18 protein-coding genes and 2 tRNA genes are annotated in these 24,986 nt (G+C 31.2%); 11 read left to right on the top strand and 9 right to left on the bottom strand.

Annotated features, from left to right (window positions below):
* Window positions 1-104 precede the first annotated feature (104 nt).
* The 9 genes from HGP29_RS27520 (at window position 105) to HGP29_RS27480 (ending at window position 11,041) form a co-directional block, all read left to right on the top strand.
* Window positions 105-2,936, top strand: a complete 2,832-nt coding sequence (locus HGP29_RS27520) for a serine hydrolase (RefSeq protein ID WP_168885695.1) — start codon at window positions 105-107, stop codon at window positions 2,934-2,936.
* A 103-nt stretch (window positions 2,937-3,039) separates the two neighbouring features.
* Window positions 3,040-3,113 (top strand) — tRNA-Arg (locus HGP29_RS27515).
* 24 nt (window positions 3,114-3,137) lie between these two features.
* A tRNA-Arg gene (locus HGP29_RS27510) sits at window positions 3,138-3,211 on the top strand.
* A gap of 510 nt (window positions 3,212-3,721) precedes the next feature.
* On the top strand, window positions 3,722-3,907 hold the full coding sequence (locus HGP29_RS27505; protein ID WP_168885694.1) for a phage integrase SAM-like domain-containing protein: 186 nt from the start codon (window positions 3,722-3,724) through the stop codon (window positions 3,905-3,907).
* Window positions 3,908-3,925: 18 nt separating this feature from the next.
* Window positions 3,926-4,627, top strand: a complete 702-nt coding sequence (locus tag HGP29_RS27500) for a tyrosine-type recombinase/integrase (RefSeq protein WP_168885693.1) — start codon at window positions 3,926-3,928, stop codon at window positions 4,625-4,627.
* Window positions 4,628-4,892: 265 nt separating this feature from the next.
* Entirely contained in the window at window positions 4,893-6,341 is a 1,449-nt protein-coding gene (locus HGP29_RS27495) for a hypothetical protein (RefSeq protein WP_168885692.1), read from the top strand.
* A 120-nt stretch (window positions 6,342-6,461) separates the two neighbouring features.
* The gene (locus HGP29_RS27490; protein WP_168885691.1) at window positions 6,462-7,472 is read left to right on the top strand and encodes a hypothetical protein; all 1,011 of its coding nucleotides are present in this window, start codon (window positions 6,462-6,464) and stop codon (window positions 7,470-7,472) included.
* Window positions 7,473-9,173, top strand: coding sequence for a DNA methyltransferase (locus HGP29_RS27485; RefSeq protein WP_168885690.1), 1,701 nt, complete (start codon window positions 7,473-7,475; stop codon window positions 9,171-9,173).
* A 197-nt stretch (window positions 9,174-9,370) separates the two neighbouring features.
* Window positions 9,371-11,041, top strand: coding sequence for a hypothetical protein (locus HGP29_RS27480; RefSeq protein ID WP_168885689.1), 1,671 nt, complete (start codon window positions 9,371-9,373; stop codon window positions 11,039-11,041).
* Between the two features lie 149 nt (window positions 11,042-11,190).
* On the opposite strand, the gene HGP29_RS27475 is transcribed toward HGP29_RS27480, so the two are convergent.
* The 8 genes from HGP29_RS27475 to HGP29_RS27440 form a co-directional block, all read right to left on the bottom strand.
* Window positions 11,191-12,513, bottom strand: a complete 1,323-nt coding sequence (locus HGP29_RS27475) for a ParB/RepB/Spo0J family partition protein (RefSeq protein ID WP_168885688.1) — start codon at window positions 12,511-12,513, stop codon at window positions 11,191-11,193.
* A gap of 127 nt (window positions 12,514-12,640) precedes the next feature.
* Complete coding sequence (locus tag HGP29_RS27470) at window positions 12,641-12,814, bottom strand: hypothetical protein (RefSeq protein WP_168885687.1); 174 nt, start codon at window positions 12,812-12,814, stop codon at window positions 12,641-12,643.
* A gap of 320 nt (window positions 12,815-13,134) precedes the next feature.
* Window positions 13,135-13,950 (bottom strand): maleylpyruvate isomerase N-terminal domain-containing protein, encoded by an 816-nt coding sequence (locus HGP29_RS27465; RefSeq protein WP_168885686.1) that lies wholly within the window; start codon window positions 13,948-13,950, stop codon window positions 13,135-13,137.
* A gap of 175 nt (window positions 13,951-14,125) precedes the next feature.
* On the bottom strand, window positions 14,126-14,800 hold the full coding sequence (locus HGP29_RS27460; RefSeq protein WP_168885685.1) for a 2,3-bisphosphoglycerate-dependent phosphoglycerate mutase: 675 nt from the start codon (window positions 14,798-14,800) through the stop codon (window positions 14,126-14,128).
* Between the two features lie 16 nt (window positions 14,801-14,816).
* Window positions 14,817-15,884 (bottom strand): class I fructose-bisphosphate aldolase, encoded by a 1,068-nt coding sequence (locus HGP29_RS27455; RefSeq protein ID WP_168885684.1) that lies wholly within the window; start codon window positions 15,882-15,884, stop codon window positions 14,817-14,819.
* Window positions 15,885-16,114: 230 nt separating this feature from the next.
* A complete protein-coding gene (locus HGP29_RS27450) occupies window positions 16,115-16,945 on the bottom strand; it encodes a hypothetical protein (RefSeq protein ID WP_168885683.1) in 831 nt (276 codons plus the stop codon).
* A gap of 209 nt (window positions 16,946-17,154) precedes the next feature.
* Window positions 17,155-18,588, bottom strand: a complete 1,434-nt coding sequence (locus tag HGP29_RS27445; RefSeq protein ID WP_211093437.1) for an alpha-amylase — start codon at window positions 18,586-18,588, stop codon at window positions 17,155-17,157.
* A gap of 287 nt (window positions 18,589-18,875) precedes the next feature.
* Window positions 18,876-20,714 (bottom strand): helix-turn-helix domain-containing protein, encoded by a 1,839-nt coding sequence (locus tag HGP29_RS27440; RefSeq protein ID WP_168885681.1) that lies wholly within the window; start codon window positions 20,712-20,714, stop codon window positions 18,876-18,878.
* Window positions 20,715-20,935: 221 nt separating this feature from the next.
* Between HGP29_RS27440 and HGP29_RS27435 the strand changes: the two genes are divergently transcribed.
* Together HGP29_RS27435 and HGP29_RS27430 are read left to right on the top strand one after the other, a co-directional pair.
* Window positions 20,936-22,618 (top strand): amidohydrolase, encoded by a 1,683-nt coding sequence (locus HGP29_RS27435; protein ID WP_168885680.1) that lies wholly within the window; start codon window positions 20,936-20,938, stop codon window positions 22,616-22,618.
* Entirely contained in the window at window positions 22,608-23,120 is a 513-nt protein-coding gene (locus tag HGP29_RS27430) for a hypothetical protein (RefSeq protein WP_168885679.1), read from the top strand. Before HGP29_RS27435 ends, HGP29_RS27430 begins: the two co-directional genes overlap by 11 nt.
* A gap of 66 nt (window positions 23,121-23,186) precedes the next feature.
* Here the strand turns inward: HGP29_RS27430 and HGP29_RS27425 are convergent, their stop codons facing one another.
* Window positions 23,187-24,572: an alanine/glycine:cation symporter family protein gene (locus HGP29_RS27425; protein WP_168885678.1), complete on the bottom strand. Its 1,386-nt coding sequence runs from the start codon at window positions 24,570-24,572 to the stop codon at window positions 23,187-23,189.
* Window positions 24,573-24,986: the final 414 nt, after the last annotated feature.

The raw sequence follows: 24,986 nt of genomic DNA, 5'->3' as shown, positions 1-24,986 counted from the left end.
TCGTCATTCTATTCATGGAATTCATATAATAGTTTTATTTTCGTATTTACTATAAAGTGTCTTATTTATAGCATCAAATAATATTGTAAGCGTTATCATTTCTGATGTCGAAATCAAAAAGCATATATATAAAACTATTATTTTTTGTAACTACTTTAACTTCTATTCTTGGTTACCAACAAACAGCTCATGCAACAGATGTTGACAGCCTTTTTTCACAACTTACTTTAGAAGAAAAAATAGGACAATTAATTCTAGGAATACCAAATAACAATGAAACTCTTATCAAGTCGCTAGCTAGAGAAAATCGTCTTGGAGGAGTTCTATTTAATGATTATTGTAATCCCACTTTGTATAGGTATTTTACTAATCTTAATAAGCTACCTAACAAGGTAAAAGTTCTATTAGGAGCTAAAAACCAAGAAAGTTTAAAGTGTCTCAATGAAAAATACCAATACTTGCCAGACAACTATAATCTGGGAGCCATAAAGAGTAATGTTTTTACTTATAACTCATATAAAGAAATAGGTGTTGAGGCCAATCGTTTAGGTATTGATTTCTACTTATCCAATGCCTTATCAATACATAAAGAAGCTTCTACAGAATATGGCTTTGGAGAGGACATTAATAATGTGACATTAAAAAATCAAGCTGCAATAAAAGGGATACATCAGAGTAAAATCTTAGTAGGCAGTGCTATCGATTACATAAAAGATATCGATGAACTTTCTAAAAAAAATCAACTTATCCTTAAAGGGCTTGTAAAGGACAGTTTACAAATAATACTACCAACAGAAGTTTTATTCGACGCTCCTATCTTTACTAAAAACATCGTTCAACATCTTAGAGATTCACTAAAGTATCAAGGGTTAATTCTTACAGGAAACCTCTCTGCAGGTAACAATGGTTTAAAGACTGTACAATCTAGTATCAATGCTTTACAGAATGGACATGACCTTATTGCTGTATCTGATTTCTTTGAGGAAGTAATTAAAGGAGTTAGAAATGCTGTCAAGAAAGGAACATTGAATATTGAGGTAATTGACGAAAAGGTACTAAAAGTATTGAATTACAAATACCGTCAGAAAGCTGTAGTTAATGACTCTTCGACTTCTAATGAACAACTTAATGCCATTATCTCTGAAACGTATGAAAAGTCTCTGACCTTATTGGATAATACTGACAGCTTATTACCTCTTAAAGATTTAACGAAGAAAAAATATCAAGTCATCAGTATTGGTTTAAAAAACGAAGAAGATCATTTTTCTGAAATGATGAATAGGTTTATCGATTATGACTATCATCGAATTGAAAATTCTAGTTTTTCAACAGGTCAGGTTAATCTTCTTTTAGAATCATGTAAGAAGAAAGATATGGTGATTGTAAATATCGTTTGCTATCAAAATTCTTCGAAACATAGATTTGGAATCAGTTATGCGACGGAACAGTTAATAGATCAACTACAACAAAAAACTAATGTAATAGTCACTATTCATGGTTCTCCTAATGGTCTGAAGTATTTAAAAGGAACTAAAAATACTTTAATTAATTATTCCATAGATCAAGAAGCACAATATGCCTCTGCACAGTTTATCGCTGGATGTACTGATGTTAATGGAAAATTACCCGTTTCGATTTCTAATCAATTTGATTTAAATCAGGGTGAAAAAGTAAAAGGCTTACAAAGGTTAGGATATGGTAAAGCTGCATATGTCGGTTTGGACGGTGCAGTTTTAAATCACTTGATTGATAGTATTGCCAATCATGCCATAAATATTGAAGCCACTCCAGGTTGCCAAGTAGTAGTCGCAAAAAATGGAAAAATCGTATTTGAAAAATCGTATGGATATTTTACCTATGAAAAATCTATACCTGTAACGAATAGTACTGTTTATGATATTGCATCTATCACTAAAGTAGCAGCAACAACCCAAGCTATGATGATGCTCGATTATGTTGACTCTGTGAATGTAAACAATCGACTAAAGTATTATATCAGTGATACCGATACAACAAATAAAGGGAACATACGATTAATTCAATTCCTAACACACACAGCTCCACTTAGAGGTGGCTACTATTTCTGGGGGCATGTTTACGATAAAGAAACCAAGAAGTATGACCCTACCTATATAAGTAGTTATAAAAAGAAAGGTTACAATGTGGAAATCACTCCTAACTTATTTGCTACAGATAGTATTAAAGACTGTATGTGGAAATGGCTATTAGAAAGTCCTATTTCAACAAGAAGACGATATACAAAGGATGTTTATAGGTATTGGTACAGTGATTTAGGATATTACTTCTTACAAAGGTCTATTGAAAAAATTACAGACAAACGATTAGATCATTATCTAGAATCTAAGCTTTACAGTAAATTAGGTACAAGAAATTTAGGGTATTTACCATTAGCTCATGGTATCAATTTAAAACGAATACCTCCTACTGAGATGGATATTCATTACCGACAATCATTAATTAAAGGCATTGTTCATGACCCATCTGCTGATTTAATGGGTGGTGTTGCCGGACATGCAGGTATTTTTTCAAATGCTCATGATCTAGCTATCTTAATGCAAATGAATCTTCAGAATGGTTTCTATGCGGGTAATCAGTTTTTTGATGAAGCCACTATCAATAAATACAACAGACAACCATATGTTCGATTTAAGAATAGAAGGGCCTTAGGCTGGGATAAACCACCATTGAGAGGAGATGAAGGAAATACTTCTCCACTTGCTCCAAAGAAAACATTTGGGCATACAGGGTTTACAGGTACATGTGCATGGATAGATCCGGAAAATGATATTGTATATATCTTCTTATCAAACCGTGTATATCCAACGGCTAGAAATAATAAGTTAGCGAAGGAAAATATAAGAGAGAATATTCAGTCTGCAATCTATCAAGCCATGGGTGAAGTACTACCCCAATAGACAAATGTTGACATTTATTGTTAATTTATCATGTAATTTATTTGGTTAGTAAGAATATTACTCCTACTTTTGCATCGCTTTAAAGGAAAAAGCACTTCTATATGGCTCCGTAGCTCAACTGAATAGAGCATCACATTACGGCTGTGAAGGTTCCAGGTTTGAATCCTGGCGGGGTCACAACTTTTTCCAAAGAAGCTAAATGGTTCCGTAGCTCAACTGAATAGAGCATCACATTACGGCTGTGAAGGTTCCAGGTTTGAATCCTGGCGGGATCACAAAAAAGGTCAATATCGAAAGATGTTGACCTTTTTTTATTTTTAATCTTCAATTCTACTCATTCGAGATCAAGCGTTTAGCTTTTCATGTTTTGTGGACACGTTGATGGACAGCTCATCATAGTGACCACTTTTTTATCTATTCAAATTTTTTATTCATCATGAAAAAAAGAATTTAAAGAAAATGAGAGTCTCATTTGTATCAAAAACAAACTAGAAGTGACCATTTTAGCAAGAATCGTGATCGGTGATCAACGTTCAAATGCCTTTGTAACTAACTGGAGTAAGATGTAAGAAAAACAACTAGGACGACAAACACCAATTCATCAAAGGAAGACATCACTTTGAAGACAATTAAACCCTTTGAATCATTGAAAATGATGTCAAGAGCTTAATAAATCAATACCGTATTGAACATGGTGAACTACCCCACCCCAATATCCCATCAAGGACATTTATGTACATGATTTAATGGGAAAAGAAGCTCCACAAGTAAAACTGTCCAGTGCGATGAGTAAAACGATCCAGCAAAAAGAGTTGAAACTTTCTGCGGGTACTTCTCGGAATTACCATGTTCGTTTGGCTCGTGTAAATCAGTATTTGCAGGAAACACAACAAAAGGAAGTTAAATTGAATGAATTAAATCCTCAATGGGGAAGAAAGTTTATCAATTGGCTGGAACATCAGAAAAATTAAAATCAACCTGATGAATTCTTGAACAAAAATACTGTAGCTAGGATTGTAGGAACATTGAAAACAGTCACAAAAGAAGCTGCTCAAAGAGGAGAAATTGATTATGACCCACTAGGAGCCTTAGTCAAACCTGAAGGAGAACCTGTTGATTTTGTAGTTCTGACTGAAGGTGAGTATTCTAAATTGAAAGCATATAAATTTGGATCTCAAAAAATTCAGAAAATTGCTGATATGTTGATTTTTATGTGTGAAACAGGATTTCATTACCGAGAATTACAAAACTTCAAGGTTTCTGAAAACGTGTACATTAGTGCTTCAGGACAAAAAATGATTTCAATTTTACGTCAAAAGACCATTAAATCTAATCCTAGGCCATGTATTCTTCCTTTTTCTGAGCTAGCTGAAAAGATGATCGAAAAATATGGTGGTGAAGAAATGCCAAGAATTTCATTAGAAAAATTGAATAGCTACCTGAAAGAAGTTGATGCTATACTCAACTTCAATAAAAACCTCACATCAAAGGTAGGTAGAAAAACATTTGCTACACGTTGGTTGAACCTAGGAATGTCAAAAGAAAGTATTGCTACCATGTGTGGTCATAGCTCTTCCCGAATTACTGAAGAAGTGTATATGAGAGTTCAGGATTACAAAGTGATTCGTGAAATGGAGGAAGCCAAAAAGAATATCTTTGACCATTCAACTTCAGAGTTGATTCAAGACTAAATTTTCAATTCTCTAATAGCTTATTATAAAATAGAATAGAGGTATTTCTTTTTTGCTTTATATGAGCTGTTACCCTTTAACAAGTGACTTGTTTACTTTTAACAAGTGGAATCTAATGAAAATGAGTTACCAACATAGGTTTTATTTTCGTTAGGTTCTTTCACTTGTTAAATGGTAAGAAGTTTTTTTAATTTAAAATATGAACGTATCACCATTACGTTTTAGCTGTCTATATTTAGTGGATTATCAAACATAGTCAACTAAAATGAAAAGAATCTATCTTGATTGGAATGTAATAAGTAATCTTAAAAGAAAGGAGAATACTGACATATATAATTTCTTAATAAAGAATAAAGATACTTTTACAATACTATATTCTCCAGCTCATTTCTCTGATTTCTTAAAAAGTTACAACACCGAAAATGATCATTTCTTTGAAGACTTAAATACTTTAGAGTCTCTTTGTGATAATCACTTAATTAGGTGGGAAAATGATAAAATTGCTTTGAAAGCAGCAACTCCAAGAGAATATTTTAATAAAAAAGATGAGTTAGTTGACCTAAAAGATCTTTTCAGCCTAAATTCTGAAAATTATAAAGAATTGGATACTTTTTTAATTCAAATGGGAATTGAGCCTATTTTTCAAAAGCTTAAAAACTATAATGAAAATAGACCTTCTGAAATTTTAATAAATAGTAAAAATGATAAGTATTTAAATAGTATTTTCCCGAATTTAGATAATAATTCTTCTTTTTGGGACCTCATGGTTGAAGTTGGAGGTTTCTTTAAACAATACTTGTCTAACAAAGATTTTTATAAAACCTATAGAAAGTCTTTAGAAGAAATTGGTTTTAAACTCGAAGTCAACGCAAGTAACTGGCCATATAAAGAAGTTTTCCATAGGATTGACGACTTTTTAAAATCAAAAAATATAAATCAGAGCTTCATTGAATATGCAAAGTCTGCATTTCATCATAAGAACTATAAACCTAATAACTACGAATTATTTACTTCTACATATTACCTCTTAGATTTATTAGGTTATAAACCTGATAGCCTAAAAAAGAGGTCTAATACTTTTCAAAATATACAATTTGATGCTGAACATTCATTCTATGCTTCTTTTTGCGACTTTTTTGTAGTTGATGATATCAAACTAAGAGAAAAGTCTAAAGTTTTATATCATGAATTCAACATCCCAACAAAGACATTACCTCTTTCCGATCTTATCAATACAATAAAAAAAGAAATACCTGAAAAAACATATTATTACTCAAGCCAAGACATTATCGACTTGTGCAACAAAAGTTCTATTTCTTATGGCCCTGAAGAAAAAGACAATATTAAGTCTACTGTCTATAAACTACCTTTCAAATTTCTTAATTATTTCAATTATTTATATAAAGAGGAAGGACTTCAAACTGATATTACCCTTTACTATTTTAGAAGAGTACAAGAGTATTACGACAATGGTTTGTATTTCACTGAGATTGAAAAAATTGGCAACAATATCTTATCATTCCTAGGAGTTAATATTACTGATGATACTCACCTTCTTTTAAAGAATTTATCTCAACCAGATAATCACTCAAAAATTAAAATAAACCTAAATGATTGTACAGCATTTTTAGGTGTTGAAGAAAATACTTTACGTCCATTATTGGAATTTTTAATTAAAAAAAATGGCTCTCATATTGAAAAACTAAAACTTTAATTTATTAACTATTAAACTTATCAAAATTGATGTTAAAGCTTTGTGTTATTAAGTTCATATTTTTTATTCTCTGTAAATTGATTTTGATATATTCGTGTTATATAATTTTTATGATTTACTATGCGAGACATTAAGGAATTAGAGTCCAATGGATTAAAATATTGGCCCTCAGAAATAATTGAAAAGGAGAAAAAAATAAGTATTCTTCCTCATTTACTGAAAACCCAAGATCATTTTATATCTATTTTAAATATTTCTGATAGTGAACCAGAAGCTTGGCTAAAAGTTTTAAAACTTAATAGTAGCTTGTCAGATAATTATTTTTTAAAACACCTATCAATTCTTTCAGATGTAGGTGGTGAAGCTTTACAGAAACTTTTTGGTGATTTCTCTGACTTTTTCCCTAATAATAAACTACAATTTAATTGGAATGGGAGTAGTCATGAATATACTTTTTCATCATTAAAGAAACGCTGGTCAAATAAGAATGTTTTTATAGACGGAGATGGTCTCTCTCGAGATGATATTAGCATAGAATCACATCCCATTGTTAAAGATGTCGCTATGTTTCTAATTTTTGGAGGGTTATCTACCAACACTAAATTACCAGAATGGGTTTTTGAAAAATGTATAATTGGTTCTTTAATTGGGAAAACAGAAAAGTTAAAACAGTTCGTTAAAGAGAGATATATTTGGGTTAGTAGAATAACAGGTGGTGCTGAAGCTAATTCTTTAGGTAATATTACTGAAGCATATGTTAAAGATTTTCTCATTCAAGAATTACCTAATAATTGGAGAGTTAACAAAGATAAATTACCTGTTAGCCACAATGAAAGAACAAGCCTATCTGTTGATATAATTGTAAAATCACCTTCTGGTAATCTTTGTGCAATTGAAGTTAGTTTTCAAGTAACAACAAATAGTACCATTGAAAGAAAAGCTGGGCAGGCTCAATCGAGACAATCTCTTTTACATTCGAAAAATTGTAAAATAGCTTATGTAATTGATGGGGCTGGAAACTTTCAAAGAGAATCAGCATTAAAATCACTATGTAAATACAGTGATTTTACAGTTACTTTTGCTCCTAATGAATTAAATAAGTTAGTAACCTATTTAACAGAAAATTTATAGATGTCACACTTAAGCGAAAAAGAAAACTCATTACTTAAAAGACAAATAAATAATCTTGAAGGAGTAAAAGAGTTTAACAAATCTGTAATATTTATTAGTCTACCATATTTAAGTAATGACTATTCTTTTTCTTCTGAAAAGAAATTGATTCATCTTATAAATAATCTTTCTGAGGATAGTGTGATCCTTATATTAGGAAGTTTTGTTTACACTTCTGTACTTTTAACAAAAATTGATGATAATATCAAGTTAAAATTATCTATTGGTATTAAAACTGATAATATTCCATCAATTGAAGGCCAATTAAAAAACAATACATCATCTCTTATTGTATTGAAAAAAGACAAAGATCCTTTAAAACATACGAAAACTAGAATAGGTTATACATTCTGTCCATATTGTGACCGTACAACTAAAGATTATGGAGGAAAAAAACATCTATATCATGAATTTGGTACTCTAATGTCTGACGTTTGGAGAGATTTTATTTTTGATTACAATGGAAGTCTTAATTATTTGTCAAATAGGTTAATTGACCTTTTTAGTCTATCAATCTATAATGACTTTATAGAGTTAGATTTAAGAAAAAAGCTTACCGAAGCTACTGTCAGAACAAAAATTATTTATTCTGATCAAATTAATACTATAGAAAGATCATCATTATATAATGATGATTGTATTTCAAGATTGAAAAAAATCCCTGATAATAGTATTGATTTTTGTTTTGCTGATCCTCCATATAACGTAGATAAGAAATATTTATCATGGAATGATAACCTTGATATACAAAATTATTTTAATTGGTGTGATGAATGGCTAAATGAATTAGCAAGAGTCGTAAAACCGGGATGTACAGTAGCAATTCTTAATCTACCTCAATGGGTTATAAGGCATTTTAAATTCTTAATTGAGAAATTAGATTATCAAGATTGGATAATTTGGGATGCAATGGGGTTACCTGTAAGACAAATTATGCCTTCACATTATTCTATTTTATGTTTTTCTAAAGGAAAACCAAGAAAACTACCGGGACTTTTACAAAAACCTGCTTCACAGAATATATTAACTTACAAACCTGATTATTGCATTAGAGCTAGTTGCATAAAAAAAAGAGAAAAAAATAATATCCTTGATAAGGAGATTGTCTCTAATATTTGGTGGGATGTACATAGGCTAAAACATAATAATAGAAGAGTTGATCATCCAACACAGTTACCTCCACTTTTCATGAAAAGGTTAATCTCATTATTTACAAATAAAAATGAAATTGTTTTAGATCCTTTTAATGGCTCTGGAACCACCTCATTATGTTCTGAATTATTAGATAGAAAATATATAGGTATTGAAATTTCTGAATATTATTATAAAATCAGTAAAGATAGACATAATGAAATCCAAGATAATGTAGACCCATTTAGAAAACGAGATTCTATTCCTAAAACAAAAAACAATAATGTCAAAAGAATAAAGGTTCAAAAGTATAAAGTAGACAAAAAGTCATTACAACTAGAAGTTAAAGAAATTGCTAAAATTGTTGGAAGAGTACCCACAAAAGATGATGTGAAAAAACATTCAAAACATAAATTTGAATATTTCGAATCATATTTTAGTAATTGGAGTGATGTAACAGCAGCAGCTAGAACAACTGGCATGAAAGACGTAGAACTTAAAAGTGATTATATTAAAAAAATAAAAAAATAGATTCTATTAATATGTAATGTTTAAAATGTAAAGTCCTGAAATAAGGGTTAGGTTAAAGGTTTTATCTTAATCCTTATTTTTAATAACATTACACTCTAATTAAAATTTGCCTAAAACATCAATTTTATAACTATTAAATACTATTCTACCTCAGTATAAGTTCAAAAAATCTTCATATATAAGCTGATTAACATAAAATGAATATTACTTTAAAAAAACGATTAAACTTTAATGACTTATTTCCAGAGGATCCTAAAGATTTCTTTGAATATTTGAATGGTATATCAAAAGAGGATATGATGAAAGTTGTTCCTTTTCTACTCAATGATAATACAACTCAACTACCTGTTAAGGATTTAATATCTTCATGGTTTAGTGATCCTCAAATTAGTGAAGAACTAATCAACAAAATTGGAACAAACTATAGTATTATTGATACAACAAGTAGCCTAGATTTTTTGGAAAGAGTAATAGATTTCAAAGAAAATCTAAAGGATGAGAAGTCTAAAACTGAAATAGAGAAAGATCTACTAAAAGCATATTTATTAATTAATTCTGAACAAGAACAAAAAGAAAATAATAATGAACTAACTGATGGAAATTTAGATTTTAAAGAAAATGCAATTGCTTTATTGATTCAATTAAACTATCATAATTCTGACTATAGTAATTTCAAATTAGATAGAATTTTCCTTAACCAAATTTATAAATCTATTTTCTTTTTTAAATACCTTGAAAGTGATGAAATTTTTGAAAAGCATTTAGAACTCTTTTATTCAAAAATCAATGAACATCATTGGAAAGAATGGATTAAAAATATAACGTCTCTTATTATTTCAACAATTTCAAATCAAAGTAAAAGTTATGATGATATATGTGTAAAAAAAGATGAAAATTTTGAATCTAATTGTATGTTCTTAGATTCACTGATATTAAACGATAGTAATTCAATACCGGATTATATTAATCTGAGGTCATACCCTATAATAAAAATTGCAGATGGTCATTACAGAATACTTTTTAAATTATTTTTAATAGAAAAGTTGTTTAAAAGTATACAATTTAAATTTAGTTTAGAGATAAATAATGAAGTTGAGAAAAGTTTTAAGATTAAAGATTTTAGAGCTATTCATTGTGACAATTTCTCAGAAAGAACTCTTCTATATAATGTCTTAAATAAATCTTTTCCGCAAAATAAAAAATGGATTAATTTAACTGGAGATAATTTTCTAGAAAAAGGATTTCAAGGTGAACCTGATTATTACGTAAGATTCAAAAATAAAGTTTTCTTGTTTGAAAGCAAAGATGTTATATTGAAAGGAGATGAAAAACAATCTAGAAATTATAATACTATAAAAAATGCTTTGAAGAAAAAGTTTTATAAGATAGACAATAATGGTTCAATAGAAAAAAAGGCTGTACTTCAAATTATTGAAAACATTAAAAGAATATATGCTAATTACTACTCTATTTGTGATAACCTTTCAAAAACTAACCAAATAAAAATATACCCTGTAATAATTACTCATGATAGACAATTTGATTCACTTGGTGTGAATGCATTAGTAAATACCTGGTTCATATCTGAATTGGAAAAACTAAAAAGTGAACTCCCTCTTTCTAACATACAACAAATTACAATTATTAATATTGATACTTTTATAAGTTACCAAGATACTTTCTTCCAGAGAGGAGTAAACAGATTAGAAAAATATATTGATGAGTATCATTATTTAAACACAAACGATGATAAAATAAAACAGTTCTATTCATTTTCATCATTTATAAATGAAGCTTTTGATAAAAAGAATACTCCTAAGGCTCCAAAAGAAATTTTTGAAATAACTAAGCTACTATTCACAAACTAATATGTAGTATACAAATAAAAAAGAACTTCAATGATATATTATTATTGAAAGATATTCCAACTAAAACTTTTATAAAGTTTACTGGAAGTCGAAATAATAATAGAGTAAATTTATATGAAAAATAATACTTATCTTATCTTAGAAGAAAATTAAACACCTAATTTTAACCTATAATTTATGAGTCTAAGTATAGAATTAAGAATATAAAAAGCCAAACCTTTTGGATTGAGTTGAACAAGATTCCAGATAAATTTCCAATTTTTCCCTTCGGCTGTTTTTAACTCACTCATTATATCTGCAATACAATCTTTTTCCCATTGAAGAGACACTTTACAGGATTGTAAACTCTTACGGTAATAGTTTGCTCGTTCTAATTCTGATTCTTTGGTAGAAAGTATATTGGAAGTCAACGCTAGCTTGATCGCCTCTTCTTCTGTTCCTTTAAACAACTTTGCAGGAATAGAATTAAACATTTTATCTTTCTGGGCGATCTTCTGAAAAGCTGAAAACCTGGAATGTCCTGATAAAACAAAATAGTTTCCTTTTGGATCTTCCCATAAAGTGATAGGATCAAATTTTACCCAATCGAACTGACCGTTCTCATAATCTTCTACAATTCGGTTTACTGATTCTTCAGAAAATGAATGCTCTCTATTCTGAAAACGATTAGTATCTGTCCTGATGCTCTTCAATGGAATATCTACTACACCACTTTTCGAGACTATTTTCTGTTTCTTAAAATGCTTTTTGATAAATGGATCTACCAAACAAGAAACTTTAGCTTTGAATAGTTTTCCTAGTTCAGATTCATCAATATCATGAGTAGTTACATCTGCATCTATTCTTAAAGCATCGATTGACTTATTTTTAAGCAATAAATGATAATTCACTTGGTCGATTTTCACCCTTAATTCTTCTCCTTCTTTGATCCAATCTAAACGTACTTTTGAAGTATCATCAATTTTTAGAATAGTCTCTTTTTGTTGAAGGTATTCTTTCTGTTCTCTTTCAGAAACCAACGAAATATCTTCCTCTAGATCACTTTCTTCAAAAGTCAATGAAAGGTCTGTATCACCAATAATGAAAGTGGCAGCTTTTTGAGCATTACCTATTGCTCTTATCATAAATTCATCATCATCTTTTGACTGTTTCTGAATCCAAGATTGTAAATAAGCGGCCGTTTGGTTCTGCTCTTTTTCAAACCAAATACCACAAACTGCACATAAATAAGAAGCTCCAATTTCTGCATAGGAATTGATGGATTTTAGAAAGTTATCAACAATAGGTTTGGCCTTGTGAATATCTTTCCACCAACTGTTAGTATTTAGTGTTAGGGATATATCATTTCGACCTTTAATCGTTGTCGCTTCAGCATCATTTCGAAATGCTTCTAGTATTCCACTTCCTTTTTTTGATGAAAAGCTAAAATTCCCATGTATATAAAGGACAAGAGCTTTGTCTATATTACCCAAATTATAATAAGTTATCAGATTTTGTTATTCCTTGGATAAGATTATGGCTTTATTCCTATGAATTATGGCATATTACAGGTAAATGGCTTGGTGGTGGTGTTAAACATACTAATCCAAAGACATAATTTTATTTTTGTCGTGAAAGATTAATCCTCTCAATCCTATAATTATCCTTCTCAATAGCTTTCTTTAATAGATTATGAGCTGTCCATAAATCAGTATGAGCGCCTTTTGAAGCCATATAACCTCTAGAAACTGCATCCATAGATTTATCAAAAAGGATTTTAAATAGACTATTCAATCTATTTCACTTTCTATCTTCCGTATGACATGTAGTTAGTATAAACTTTTGGTTGTAGGTATTTAAGAGATGAAGAATTGTAGGATTGGATTGTAACTTTTTAGAAAAATCAATTACTTTTTGAGCATCTTCCAGTTTCTTGATTTCAGGGTTTTCTTTTTCTACCTCTTTCTCAATTTCTTCTAAAGTAGCACATACACTAGCTCCAATAACTTCTTTACCTATATCTTTATTTTATATGCAAAAAGCTGTTTTATCTTTTATTTCAACTTAAGGATCACATTAATTTATCTCTAGATACTATTGAAACTAATTATTTACTAAGCCATAAAAGATACCATCTCAATGGCCACCTTTCCTAAATCCTTATTTCCGGTAATTGATATTTTTTCTTCCAAATCAGCTGGTCTTAAACTCTTAGAAAATAATTTCCAAGATGCATAAGCATCAATCTCGATTATTGTTACAATATCTTTAGGAGTTGACGTTAAGTTCCATTTCTGACCATCAAACACTACATACCAATCTTTATTTATTTCTCCGGTAATACTTAATTGTATTGAATGACCAGAAGTCGTTGATGTCTCTCTTAATGTATGAGGTAATGCGTACATACACACTTCCAAAAAAGGAACAAAAAATTCTTCATTGATTATTCCTTGTTTACCAACAGCATCTCTAATTTGTTGTTGGTGTAAGAACTTTTCTGTGTATTCTCTAGCAATATGCATCCAGTTTTTACTTTCCATTTCTCCTGCCCAAGCTACCGAAAATTCAGCTTTAGCATTTAAGTCTAAAGATGCATAGTACTCACAAAAAGGTCTGGAAGTTTGTTTTAGAAACTCAACCAACATTTGCGGACTTACTCTTTTCATTGCCAAAACCCAATCAGCATTTAATTGATTCAAGAAGTCCAAAAGATCTTGATAAGATTGAATTACCGGTGGTTTTGGTTTATGACCATCTCTTAATCCAGACAATGTTCTGATGTTTCCATCATACAAATGAGCTACTACATCTTTAACTACCCATTTCTTTGCTACTGTTTGTGTAAACCATTCTTCCTCAGAAAGCCCGTCCAATAGTTCAAATAACTTTTCTTCTAATGCTGGAAATTTATTAACTAAGTCTATCATTTTTTGTTTACTTCTTATTCTGTTTATATCTGTCCATTAATAAAGATATTCATCGAACATAAATTGTAACCTTGATTAGATCGGTTTAACTCTAATCATCATTCATTTATAATATTTTAGAATAGAAAAGGTGATCAGTATAATGTTACCAATCACCTTTTCTAATCGATCGCTTCTATTTATTTGAAATGAGTTGATTATTTTCATAATCATAAATAATAGGTTGACCTGTTTGTATTTCTAATTCAATCACCTCTTCCTTAGATAGATGATCAATATGCATCACAATAGACCGAAGGCTATTTCCATGAGCTGAGATTAATATATTTTTCCCTTTCTCAAGTTCAGGAACTACCTCTTTTTCAAAAAACGGAATTGTTCTTTCAGCAGTATCTTTTAAAGACTCACCTTTGGGTGGAGGAATATCATAACTTCTTCTCCATTGATATACTTGTGCTTCTCCAAACTCTTTAGCTGTTTCCTCTTTGTTTTTACCTTGGAGTTCGCCATAATACCTTTCATTTAGATGCCAATTATGATGAACAGGAATCATATTGTCTATCATTTTTTGATCATATATTCTAGACCATTCTTCCAACTGCCCTTTAGAATGGAGTAAGATGGGTGTTTTATCACTTTTGTTCTGAGCTAGTGCAATCATTGCTGTTTCTGCTGCCCTTATTTGCATTGATGTAAATACAACGTCAAAAGAAATTTCTGATAACTGTTTCCCTGCTTGAATAGCTTCATGGATACCTTGTTCTGACAAAGGAACATCAACCCAACCTGTAAAAACATTTTTAAGGTTCCACATCGATTGCCCATGACGGATTAAGATTAGCTTTCCCATTTTTCAATTTTAGTTTTTATGCAATTGTAATCTTAGAATCAAGGTAAACAGATTGAACAGCCTGAATAATTTCAACACCTTCATTAAATGGTTTTTGAAATGCTTTTCTTCCTAAAATTAATCCACTCCCTCCTGCTCTTTTATTAACTACAGCAGTTTTTACGGCATCAGCAATATCGTTGTCTCCAGAAGCTCCACCTGAATTTATTAACGGAATACGGCCAGAATATTGATTTAGTAACTGATATCTAGCTAGATCTATTGGATTATCTGATGTTAACTCGGTATACATTCTTTCATCAAACTTGCCAAAAGTATGGCCGTTGCTATTCAAGGCTTTATACCCTCCATTATTCGTGGGTAACTTCTGTTTTATGATATCAGCTTGTATGGTCACTCCAATATGATTGGCTTGCCCTGTTAGATCTGCAGAAGTATGGTAATCTTGATCTCTTTTGAAATCGCTATTTCTGAGATAACACCATAAAATAGTGAACATTCCTTTTCTATGAGCATAATCAAATGCTTTACTAATTTCTATAATCTGTCGATTAGACTCTTGAGAACCAAAATAAATCGTAGCTCCAACACCTGCTGCACCCATTTCATAAGCTTGATCAATTGAGGCAAAACTAATTTGATCGAATGTATTTGGTGATGTGAGTAGTTCGTTATGATTGATCTTTACAATAAAAGGTATTTTATGAGCATACTTTCTGGACATTAATCCTAACACACCCAAAGTAGACGCCACACCATTACACCCCGCTTCCATGGCAAGTTTAATGATATTTTCTGCATCGAAATACATTGGATTTTTAGCAAATGACGCTCCTGCAGAATGTTCTATTCCTTGATCTACAGGTAAAATTGATACATATCCTGTTTCTTTTAAATTACCTGAATTATAAAGCCAATTTAAGTTTTTAAGAACTCTATTATTTCTATCAGAAGTGATAAAAATATCATCTACTACATTTCTTGATGGAAGAGATAATGTAGACTTATCTACTTTAGGACTCGAAAATTCTAAGAGAGATTCATCAGCACCTAACAATTGCTGAATTTGGTTAGTTTGTAACATAATATTTACGCTTTTGGGATTTAGTTATTGGATTGATACGTGTAATTAACTTCATTTATTTATAAAGCAAAATACTATGAAAAAGATTAATTCCCTATACCTAATTCTGAATAATACTATGGTACACAATAACATGATAGTCAATAGGTAAATAATCACATAAAGGTCAATCACACTAGTAATTGACCTTTATAAAATGAAAACAATTAATTGATGGGCTAGTCTATTTTTTACATCATTGAACGTTGGTTCATCTCTATTACTATACCTTTTGGAAAAAAGAGTTGACCATCATAAAATAAAACATTATCAACGGGTATACTTATTTTTTCTGGTGCCTTTGTAAGGATAATATTTGAGTGCAGAGTGATTCTTTTTCCTTTTCCAAAAGCTGTTTTATCTTCAAATGTTGTCCAATTACATTTTGTTGGATTAGTATCCAAATCCAAATAATTCGATGGCTTTTTTATCCATAAGTCTAACTCTGTATGATTGATCCAAGTAACTTCTAAATACAAGTTTTGACCATCAAAGACACTCTTAAAATGGCCAATTAATCCAGCTACATTTATTTCATTTTCTGATAAAAAGATTTCTTTTAAATTTTGGGTATTTTTTTTCTTTTGAAGAATGGCATTGATATAACTTTCTACTTCATTTTTAAACCCTAAACTTTGTGCAGAAAGCTGATAACTTTTCTTTTGTGATTGATATGGGTATTCTTTTAGGTAACTCTGGTAAGTTATATCAGATAATTGAAACCTTAAATGTTGAATTCTTCCATTTTCGTAATAGTTTATCAAGTAATGTTGTCTTAATGGGCCTCTCTCTCCTATCTGTGCATACTTAAATACGTGGTTATCTGGTTTTATTGTACCAGTTATTAGAGTGTCCATTTCAATTGAGATACTGTTCTCAGTGATATAGGCCGAAGGTCTACTTTCAATAGTAGATAATAATATGGGTTCGATGATTCCTTTTCCTTTATACTCTATGGTATATTCTAATTCATGTGATTTAGGTAAAGCATTTAAACTCACCTTACATTTTTTATTATGCATCAAAATGGTATTCTTTTCAGAACTAAATACCCAAGGGTTGATACTCTGAGAAGTTCTACTCGACTTTTGATTTATATTGCATGCGGTAATAAAAGACAGAAAAAAAAGGAAAAGTAAACGCATATTAAAAATAGAAAAAGGAGTACCTGAAAATGATTCAGGCACTCAAAATCGAAACTAACTTGAAATGATTATTACAACTAATTAAACTACTTTGTAGACCAAATTGAGAAGCTTTTTGGAGGGCATTGTATTTTAACCCATGTTCCACCTTGAGTCCAAGGTTCCCAATTTGAATGTCCTGTGTAATCTTTAATTTGTCTGTTACTCCAGTTTGTCGGAATCCAACGTTCTTGCCAGTTGTCTGAGTTATTGATATAAACTACTAAACCTGGATTACCATTATATCCGTTTCTTCTAGCGATATACTCATCATTATCCACATGAAGAATAGAAGTATTACCCGTTGCAAAGCTTTTGTGGATCCATAATAAATTATCCATCATACCTCTATCTAACCAATCTTCATAGTCTCTATAGAAAAGACAAGGATAACCTTCATGTGTTAAGATATATGCATATGCTAAGTGTTTATTCCAGATTTCATCCGTATCATGGTTCGCTACGAAAGTCACTGCTCTGTAACTATCTTTTTTCCAAAGCATATCATTATTCAATGCATTTAGATCGTTACCATCAAAAGCACTTTTCATAGCATAATACGCAGCAAAGTCAAAGGCAGATGAAGTGCGATCAGTGTTATCTACCCACCATTTTAATGTATTGGCATTACCATCCCATAATTCACCTACAGCAAATCCTCCTACATTATTCATCCATTCTTTTACTACCCAAGGTCCAAAACCTTTAACATAGTCAAATCTCCATCCATCAAAACCAACATCGTTCTTATAGTATTTACCAACAGACTCATTACTTTTCCATAACCAGTCTTGCACATACCCCTTTACATGGCTAAGGTCAGGGAAACCTCCAAAAACACCTTCATCGTTATTTGCATCAAGGTTTGGATGGAAATCATTATATGTTCTAAAGAATTTACCTGAAGCAGGCTCAAATTTTGTCCAAGTGTCAGTTCCTGTATATGGATTGGCTTCTAATTGACCACCACTATTATGGTTTAGAACAATATCAGCATAGACTTCCATATTTTGACTATGAGCTTCACCGATAAGAGATCTTAATTCTGGACCTGATCCAAACCGTGTTTCAGTTGATCCCATTTGATCGTAATCCCCAAAGTCAAAGTAATCCATTGGGTCATAACCCATAGAGAATGGACCATTCTGAGCTTTTGATGCAGGTGGTAACCATATTGAACCAACACCTTGGTTACTCCAATTTTCTAGTTTACCTTTTACAGTGTTCCACCATTCTCCACCAGCAGGAACATCCCAATAAAAAGCTTGCATCATTACAGGCCCACCTGGACTATCATAATACCTTTGGTTTGAAGATTCATTTGTTTGAAAAGGTGCTCCGTCGTGATGAGTCACCTGCATATTCAAATTGGCTTTTGGTTCGTGAGCAGGGATTCCATTTTCTTCTTGTTCTAAGAAATTGTTACAAGAGAAACCCCCAATTGCTAGTGTAGATAATAGTACAATTGATTTAAAATTCATTTTCATATTCATTCTTTGATTAGACAATGAACATCTTTAATAATACAGTACAATCGATTAAAAAAAATGTTGAATAGATTGATGATGCAAGTTTACCCATAACCACCTATTACAATCGTCTAAGATTCAAAAAATGAAATCAATAGCTTCAAAAATAAAGTGTCAAATAATAAAAATGACACTTGTAAAATACTAATAAACAACAACTTAACTATTTTTGTGTAAAATTTACGTTTTATATTTTTGATACGTATTATTTTAATTCGATACCCGCTAAATTTCTAACATTAATCTAAAATCTTCTTCACAGATGACTTTTTCATAAATTCTTTTGGTGTCATACCAGTGGATTTTTTGAAAGCTCTATTAAAAGTACTTTTCGATTGGAAACCTACCTCATATGCAATGCTTAATAATGTAGATTTCTCAGCATCTCCTACTAATACTCTTTTTGTAAATGCTTGTACTCTGTAATCGTTTACTAACTCAGAAAAATTTCTTTTGTAAGCTTGTTGTATAAGTTTTGTCAGTTTATGAGAAGGGATATTTAATAAGTTAGAAACATCGTTTAATGATAAATCTTGTTTAGTATACAGTTTTTCCTTTTCAAATAGATCCGTTACTTTTTCGATAAATTCTTCAAGTTCTTTGCTTTGAGTAATATCTTCTTCTTTTCTATAAGAACTCTTCTGTTCTATTGGTTCTAATGTATGATGATATCTAAAAACCCATGCAGATGTAATAACGAAATAGATAAATGTCGAATACCATATCAACTTGTCTGATAGATCCTGATAAAGGAAGTGTTCCTTTTCAATAAATAGATTCACAACTTGAATAACAACACCAATGGTATAACCAACAATCACTAACAGTGAATATTTCTGATAAAAAGCAAAGGACTTCTTTACTGATTTCACTACACTCCCTTGCAAAGATTCTGTATTATATTTCTCTAAATGATCTTTAGACTGTAGCCAACTAATTACTACTAATACCAAAAACAATCCCTTTATAAATAAATTCATCTGAGGGTATAGTCGTTCGAGAAAAATAACCAATAAAGTCTCTTCTTGTAAGAGATAGAAAGCATAAATGATGCAGAGTCCTAACCCAAAAATGTATAAAAAAGGAATATTCTTTTTAAAATCATACGATCTAAAAATACTGTCTTGAACATTAGAAATTACTAGATAAAGAATAGGAATAAATAAATAATGAATTAAATGAACTCCTCCCATTTGGTTTTTGAAAGGCATATAAAGGGAAAATGAAAAGAAAAGAAGTATGACGAAAGTTGATATCAGAATTAATAAAGGATATGTGAGTTCATGATTTTTATAATTCATCCATAGAAAATAAACGATCAATAAGACAATATGAAAAAGTAAGAATGATGTCAGTTGGGGTAAATCCCAAATCTCACTTTTGTTTACATCTTCCCAATCTTCAATTGATACTATTAACTGTTCTGGCCCTTTGCTTTTATGATCATATACTCTATTGGGTCTGTATTTACCATCCGACAAACATTCAATCGTTGACCAACTTCCTCTTGTTACTTTAAACTGAAAAGATGAAATTTTTGAAGGTAATGTCAAAGTATAATTCCCTTCCTCGTTTAAGGTAAATTGGTAGTTTAAATCATCCGGTCTCCAATTATTAAAGTTACCAGCAACAAAAAACTTTGATTCATAGGGAGTAGAATTTGGTAAGCTTTCTAAAACAATTGTTGTTTGTCCTGCAAGATCTTCCCATCCTAAAATATCTATTCTTACAGTATCAGATTCATTTTCTGAGATAAACACTCTATTTGCTTTAGGTTTACCATCATTCGTTGACTCTACTTTATCCCATCCTCCTCGCGTTATTTTATATTCAAAAGCATTTAGATGGTCAGAAATATAGACATACAATTTTCCATCCTGACCTTTTTGAAATTGATATTTCTGATCCATCGGATTCCATGCATTAAACGACCCAACTAAATATAAAGGCTCTTCTACAGGATGATGAAGCGGCAATTGGTTAATCACAAAGTTTACAGCTCCAACACTAAAGGATTGAAAAAGAGCACAAATGAAAGTAAAGTATGGAAGTAATTGATGGTAATAATTCGATTTCATAGCTAGATAATATTTACTGGTTGCATCAATATAATACCATACATCTATTTGATCACACACTTCAGTAAATATTCTAAATTAAAAGTAATAAATGATCTAAAAAACTATCTGAATACTTCGTTAGCGAGTCCATTCAACATTTATAAAATAAGATTAGGGTTTTCTTTATCCCTTTTCCCTTTTCAAAGTGACAATAGGTATTCACTTAATTCCTCTAATAAATGAAAAGGTTAATTATATCTGTCTTTGCTCTTATCAATACTTTATCTGTTATGGGACAAGATATTTATACTAATGGTAAAATATTTACTTCCAATAAACAACAATTATGGGCCAGTGCAATGGTTGTCGATGGAGATAAAATCGTCTATGTTGGAAATAACAACAAAGCACTTTCTTACCAAAATGAACAATCCAAAGTAATTGATTTAGAAGGTAAAACATTACTTCCTGGATTATATGATTCACATATTCACCCTTCAATTGCTGGTCCGAATATGACTTTTGTATTAGATCTATTTGGTGTTCAAAATAAAGAAGAAGCTGAAAGGCTAATCAGAGAGTTTGCTGCCAAACAACCCAAAGATGGATGGGTCTTAGCAAACGGCTATAAAATAAAACATTTTGATAGCTCAACTGCACAAGAATTAGATGAGTTAGTAGGCGGAAGACCTGCTATTATCTGTGAAGAATCTCAACATACTGGATGGTATTCTTCGAAAGCAATAGCATATTTTGATGTAAACAAAGATACTCCTGACCCTGATGGAGGATCATATGACCGATTTGAGGACGGTACTCCAAGTGGTCATTTTAGAGAGAAAGCTCATATTGCAGCTGGCTTTCTTACCACACCTGAACTACTCACAAAAGAGCAACAGGAAATTGCTATGAAAGCTATTATCGATAAATGTAATAGTGTTGGATTTATTGGTATTGAAGATGCTGCAGCTTTATCGGCTAAGGGTACTGATGATGTTTATAAAAGACTACATAAAAAAGGAGAATTAACTATTCGAGTAGAATATAATAGAACCCATTTATCTCCACTAGATGATTCAACCAATAATATCAGCCTAGATAAAAGACGTTTGAAAGGTGATGAAATGCTTTCTTCTAGAACTGTAAAGTTTGCTATAGATGGAATACCAACTGATAAAGCATTTTTATTTGAACCTTATGAAAATTTAGATTGTGAACATTCACACACCTGTATTGGTGTAGCCAATTATAGCAAAGAAAGGCTATTAAAAAACTTCAAATATTTAATCGAAAAAGGTGATCGAATTTATGTTCATGCAGAAGGTGATGCAGGGATTTCAAGGGTGATTGATTGCCTTGAAGAAATAAACAAAACACACGCAATTAAAAATGAAAGACATGTGATTACTCATGTGGACCTCATTAAAGCTGAAGACATAGATCGTTGTGCAAAACTAGGAATCATTTTACAAGTTCAACCTCAATGGCAACCATTAGATGAATTTGCTAACAGTTATATAAAACCTGCTATTGGGGAAGAAAGGTTTGATCGAATTTATCGATATGACAGACTTTACCAAAGAGATGATGTAATAGTCGGTGTTGGTGCAGATTTCCCTACTGGACCTGTTTTCTCTCCATGGGAGATGATACAAACCATTGTTACCTGTAAAAATGTGGGTGAAGACATGCAACCTAGAGGCTACACTTCTTCTGTTGAAAAAGCGGTTTTACTCTTCACCATAAATAATGCATTTGTAACATTTAGAGATCATATCAGTGGAAGTCTAGAGGAAGGTAAGAAAGCTGATTTTATAATTATCGACCAAGATATTTTCACAATTGATCCACATGATATTCACAAAACAAAGGTTCTTAAAACAGTACTAAACGGCAAAACAATCTATCAAAATGAAAAATAAATTTATAGCAACTTTCAGCTTAACTTTCGTCTTCATCTTATTTACATATATCAATTCACAAGCACAAAGTCATCCTAAAGGATACTTGTCTATTACCACGTCAGGTTCAAGAGTGATGCAACGCAATGCTCATTCTGGGATTATAAGTTTAGATTATAATCATTATTTATCTGACTCATGGATGATAGGAACCTCTATTGTTGGGGACTGGGAAAAAGAAAATGGTATTAATCAACCATTTAAAAGCTCAGTTGCAATTTATGGAACCTACCTTTTTGGAAAAAATAAACACTGGGGTATTGGAGGTGGTTATGCAAAAGATATTGTCAGTGGAAGTGATTTTAAATTAGGTAATGATTATATCGATGGTTTCATTATGTATTTTATTCCTATTGGAAATATTGGATATATCTGTCCAAGAGTAGGCTATGTTCATGATATTCAAGATCAAGAACAAAGTATATCCGCTGGAGTTAGTTTCAGTATCCCAATCGGAAAATAAAACAAAAAAGGTCAACCAAATGATTACTCATATTTGATTGACCTTTTTATTTATATATAGAAAATCTTATTTCTTAGACTCTTCTAGATCATCCATTCTATGGAAATAATCTATTGCTGCTTCTTTTACTTTAGGTGATAATAATAATGCGGCAACCATCGTCGGAATTGCCATTGTAGCATAAGCTCCATCAATTAAATTTAATATTGCTTCTAATTTAATTACCGATCCTACTACAATTAATATGATATACATATAATTAAAGTAATGTCTTCTTTCTTCACCTATTAAATACCCCAAGCATTTTGTTCCATAATATGAGAACGAAAACAAAGTAGTTAATGCAAAGAATAATACACATGTAGACAAAATAATTGGTCCCATTACAGGAAAAACAGCTCTAAAGGCTTCCGTAGTTAATAAAACTCCATTGATATCTCCCATATCAGGACGATAAATTCCTGATGCAAGAATACCGAAAGCAGTCATTGAACAAACTACAATTGTATCGATAAATGGTCCAATCATAGCTACCAAACCCTCTCTAACAGGCTCATTTGTTTTTGATGCTCCATGCATCATTGGTGCTGTACCAATTCCAGCTTCATTAGAGAAAGCTGCTCTTTTTGCACCAATAATAACTACTGCCCCTAATGCTCCACCAGCTGCCGATTTAAAAGTAAATGCTTCAGTTACTATTAAAGATATGATTGAAGGTAATTTTTCGATGTTTAATCCAATCATAGCCAAAACAGTACCTGTATATAAAACCACCATTACTGGTACAAGTTTTCCTGCAACACTTCCAATACGCTCAATACCTCCAAATATCACAATTGATACTAATGCCATAATTACCAAACCAATTGTGAAATTAATTACATTAGTACTCGCCATTGATGTAATACTTTCTGGTAAAACTACCGTTCTAACCACCTCTGTTAATTGGTTCGCTTGGAACATTGGAGTTACACCAAGTAGACCCGCTGCTGCGAAAAACATGGCTAAAGGCTTCCACTTTTTACCAAGTCCCTCTTCTATAAAATACATTGGACCTCCCTCAGCATGGCCGTTTTTATCATGGCCTCTATACATTACTGCTAATGTACAAGTAAAGAATTTTGTCGCCATACCTAATAATGCTGATACCCACATCCAAAAGATAGCTCCAGGTCCACCTGTTACCAATGCTACCGCAACACCACTGATATTTCCCATACCCACGGTTGCTGCAATTGCTCCTGATAACGCCTCGTAATGATCTATATCTCCTTCTGCTTCAGGATCATCAAATTTACCTCTAAGAACATCGATGGCGTGTTTAAAATACCTAAAGGGTAAAAACTTCGAATAGATTGTAAAAAACAAACCTCCCCCCATAAGTAACAATAGCAATGGAGTTCCCCATGCTAACGCACTAAACGCGGCGGCAAATTCTTCAAATGTTTTCATATGAATTAGTTATATGTATTTGGTTCTTAATCTAAGTAGCCGATTATTAAGCAACTTAATTATTTATTTTTATAATGATTCAATAAGGTCAATCAGTAAGCTAATACACAATTTCTAGAGAAGAAACTAAATTTAAACGTATTAGGAAGATATGAAATAAATTAAAACATTACTCTATTATTTAACTGTATTTTCTATAAGTAGATGTATGATAACTGATTGATTTCATGCGAATTACACTTATCCTATTCTACTTTGTACGACGATATTGAAGTAATGTATATAAAATATGATATACAAAAAAAGGTTAGCTAACATCTTGTGTTAACTAACCTTCTATATCTAATGAATGTGGCGCCGACTTACTCTCCCGGGGGTTAACCCAGTACCATCAGCACTGTAGGGCTTAACTGC

The organism is Flammeovirga agarivorans (assembly GCF_012641475.1).
Classification (GTDB): Bacteria; Bacteroidota; Bacteroidia; order Cytophagales; family Flammeovirgaceae; genus Flammeovirga; species Flammeovirga agarivorans.
Note: the sequence above shows the minus strand (reverse complement) of the source record. Positions and strands in the feature narration are given on the sequence as shown.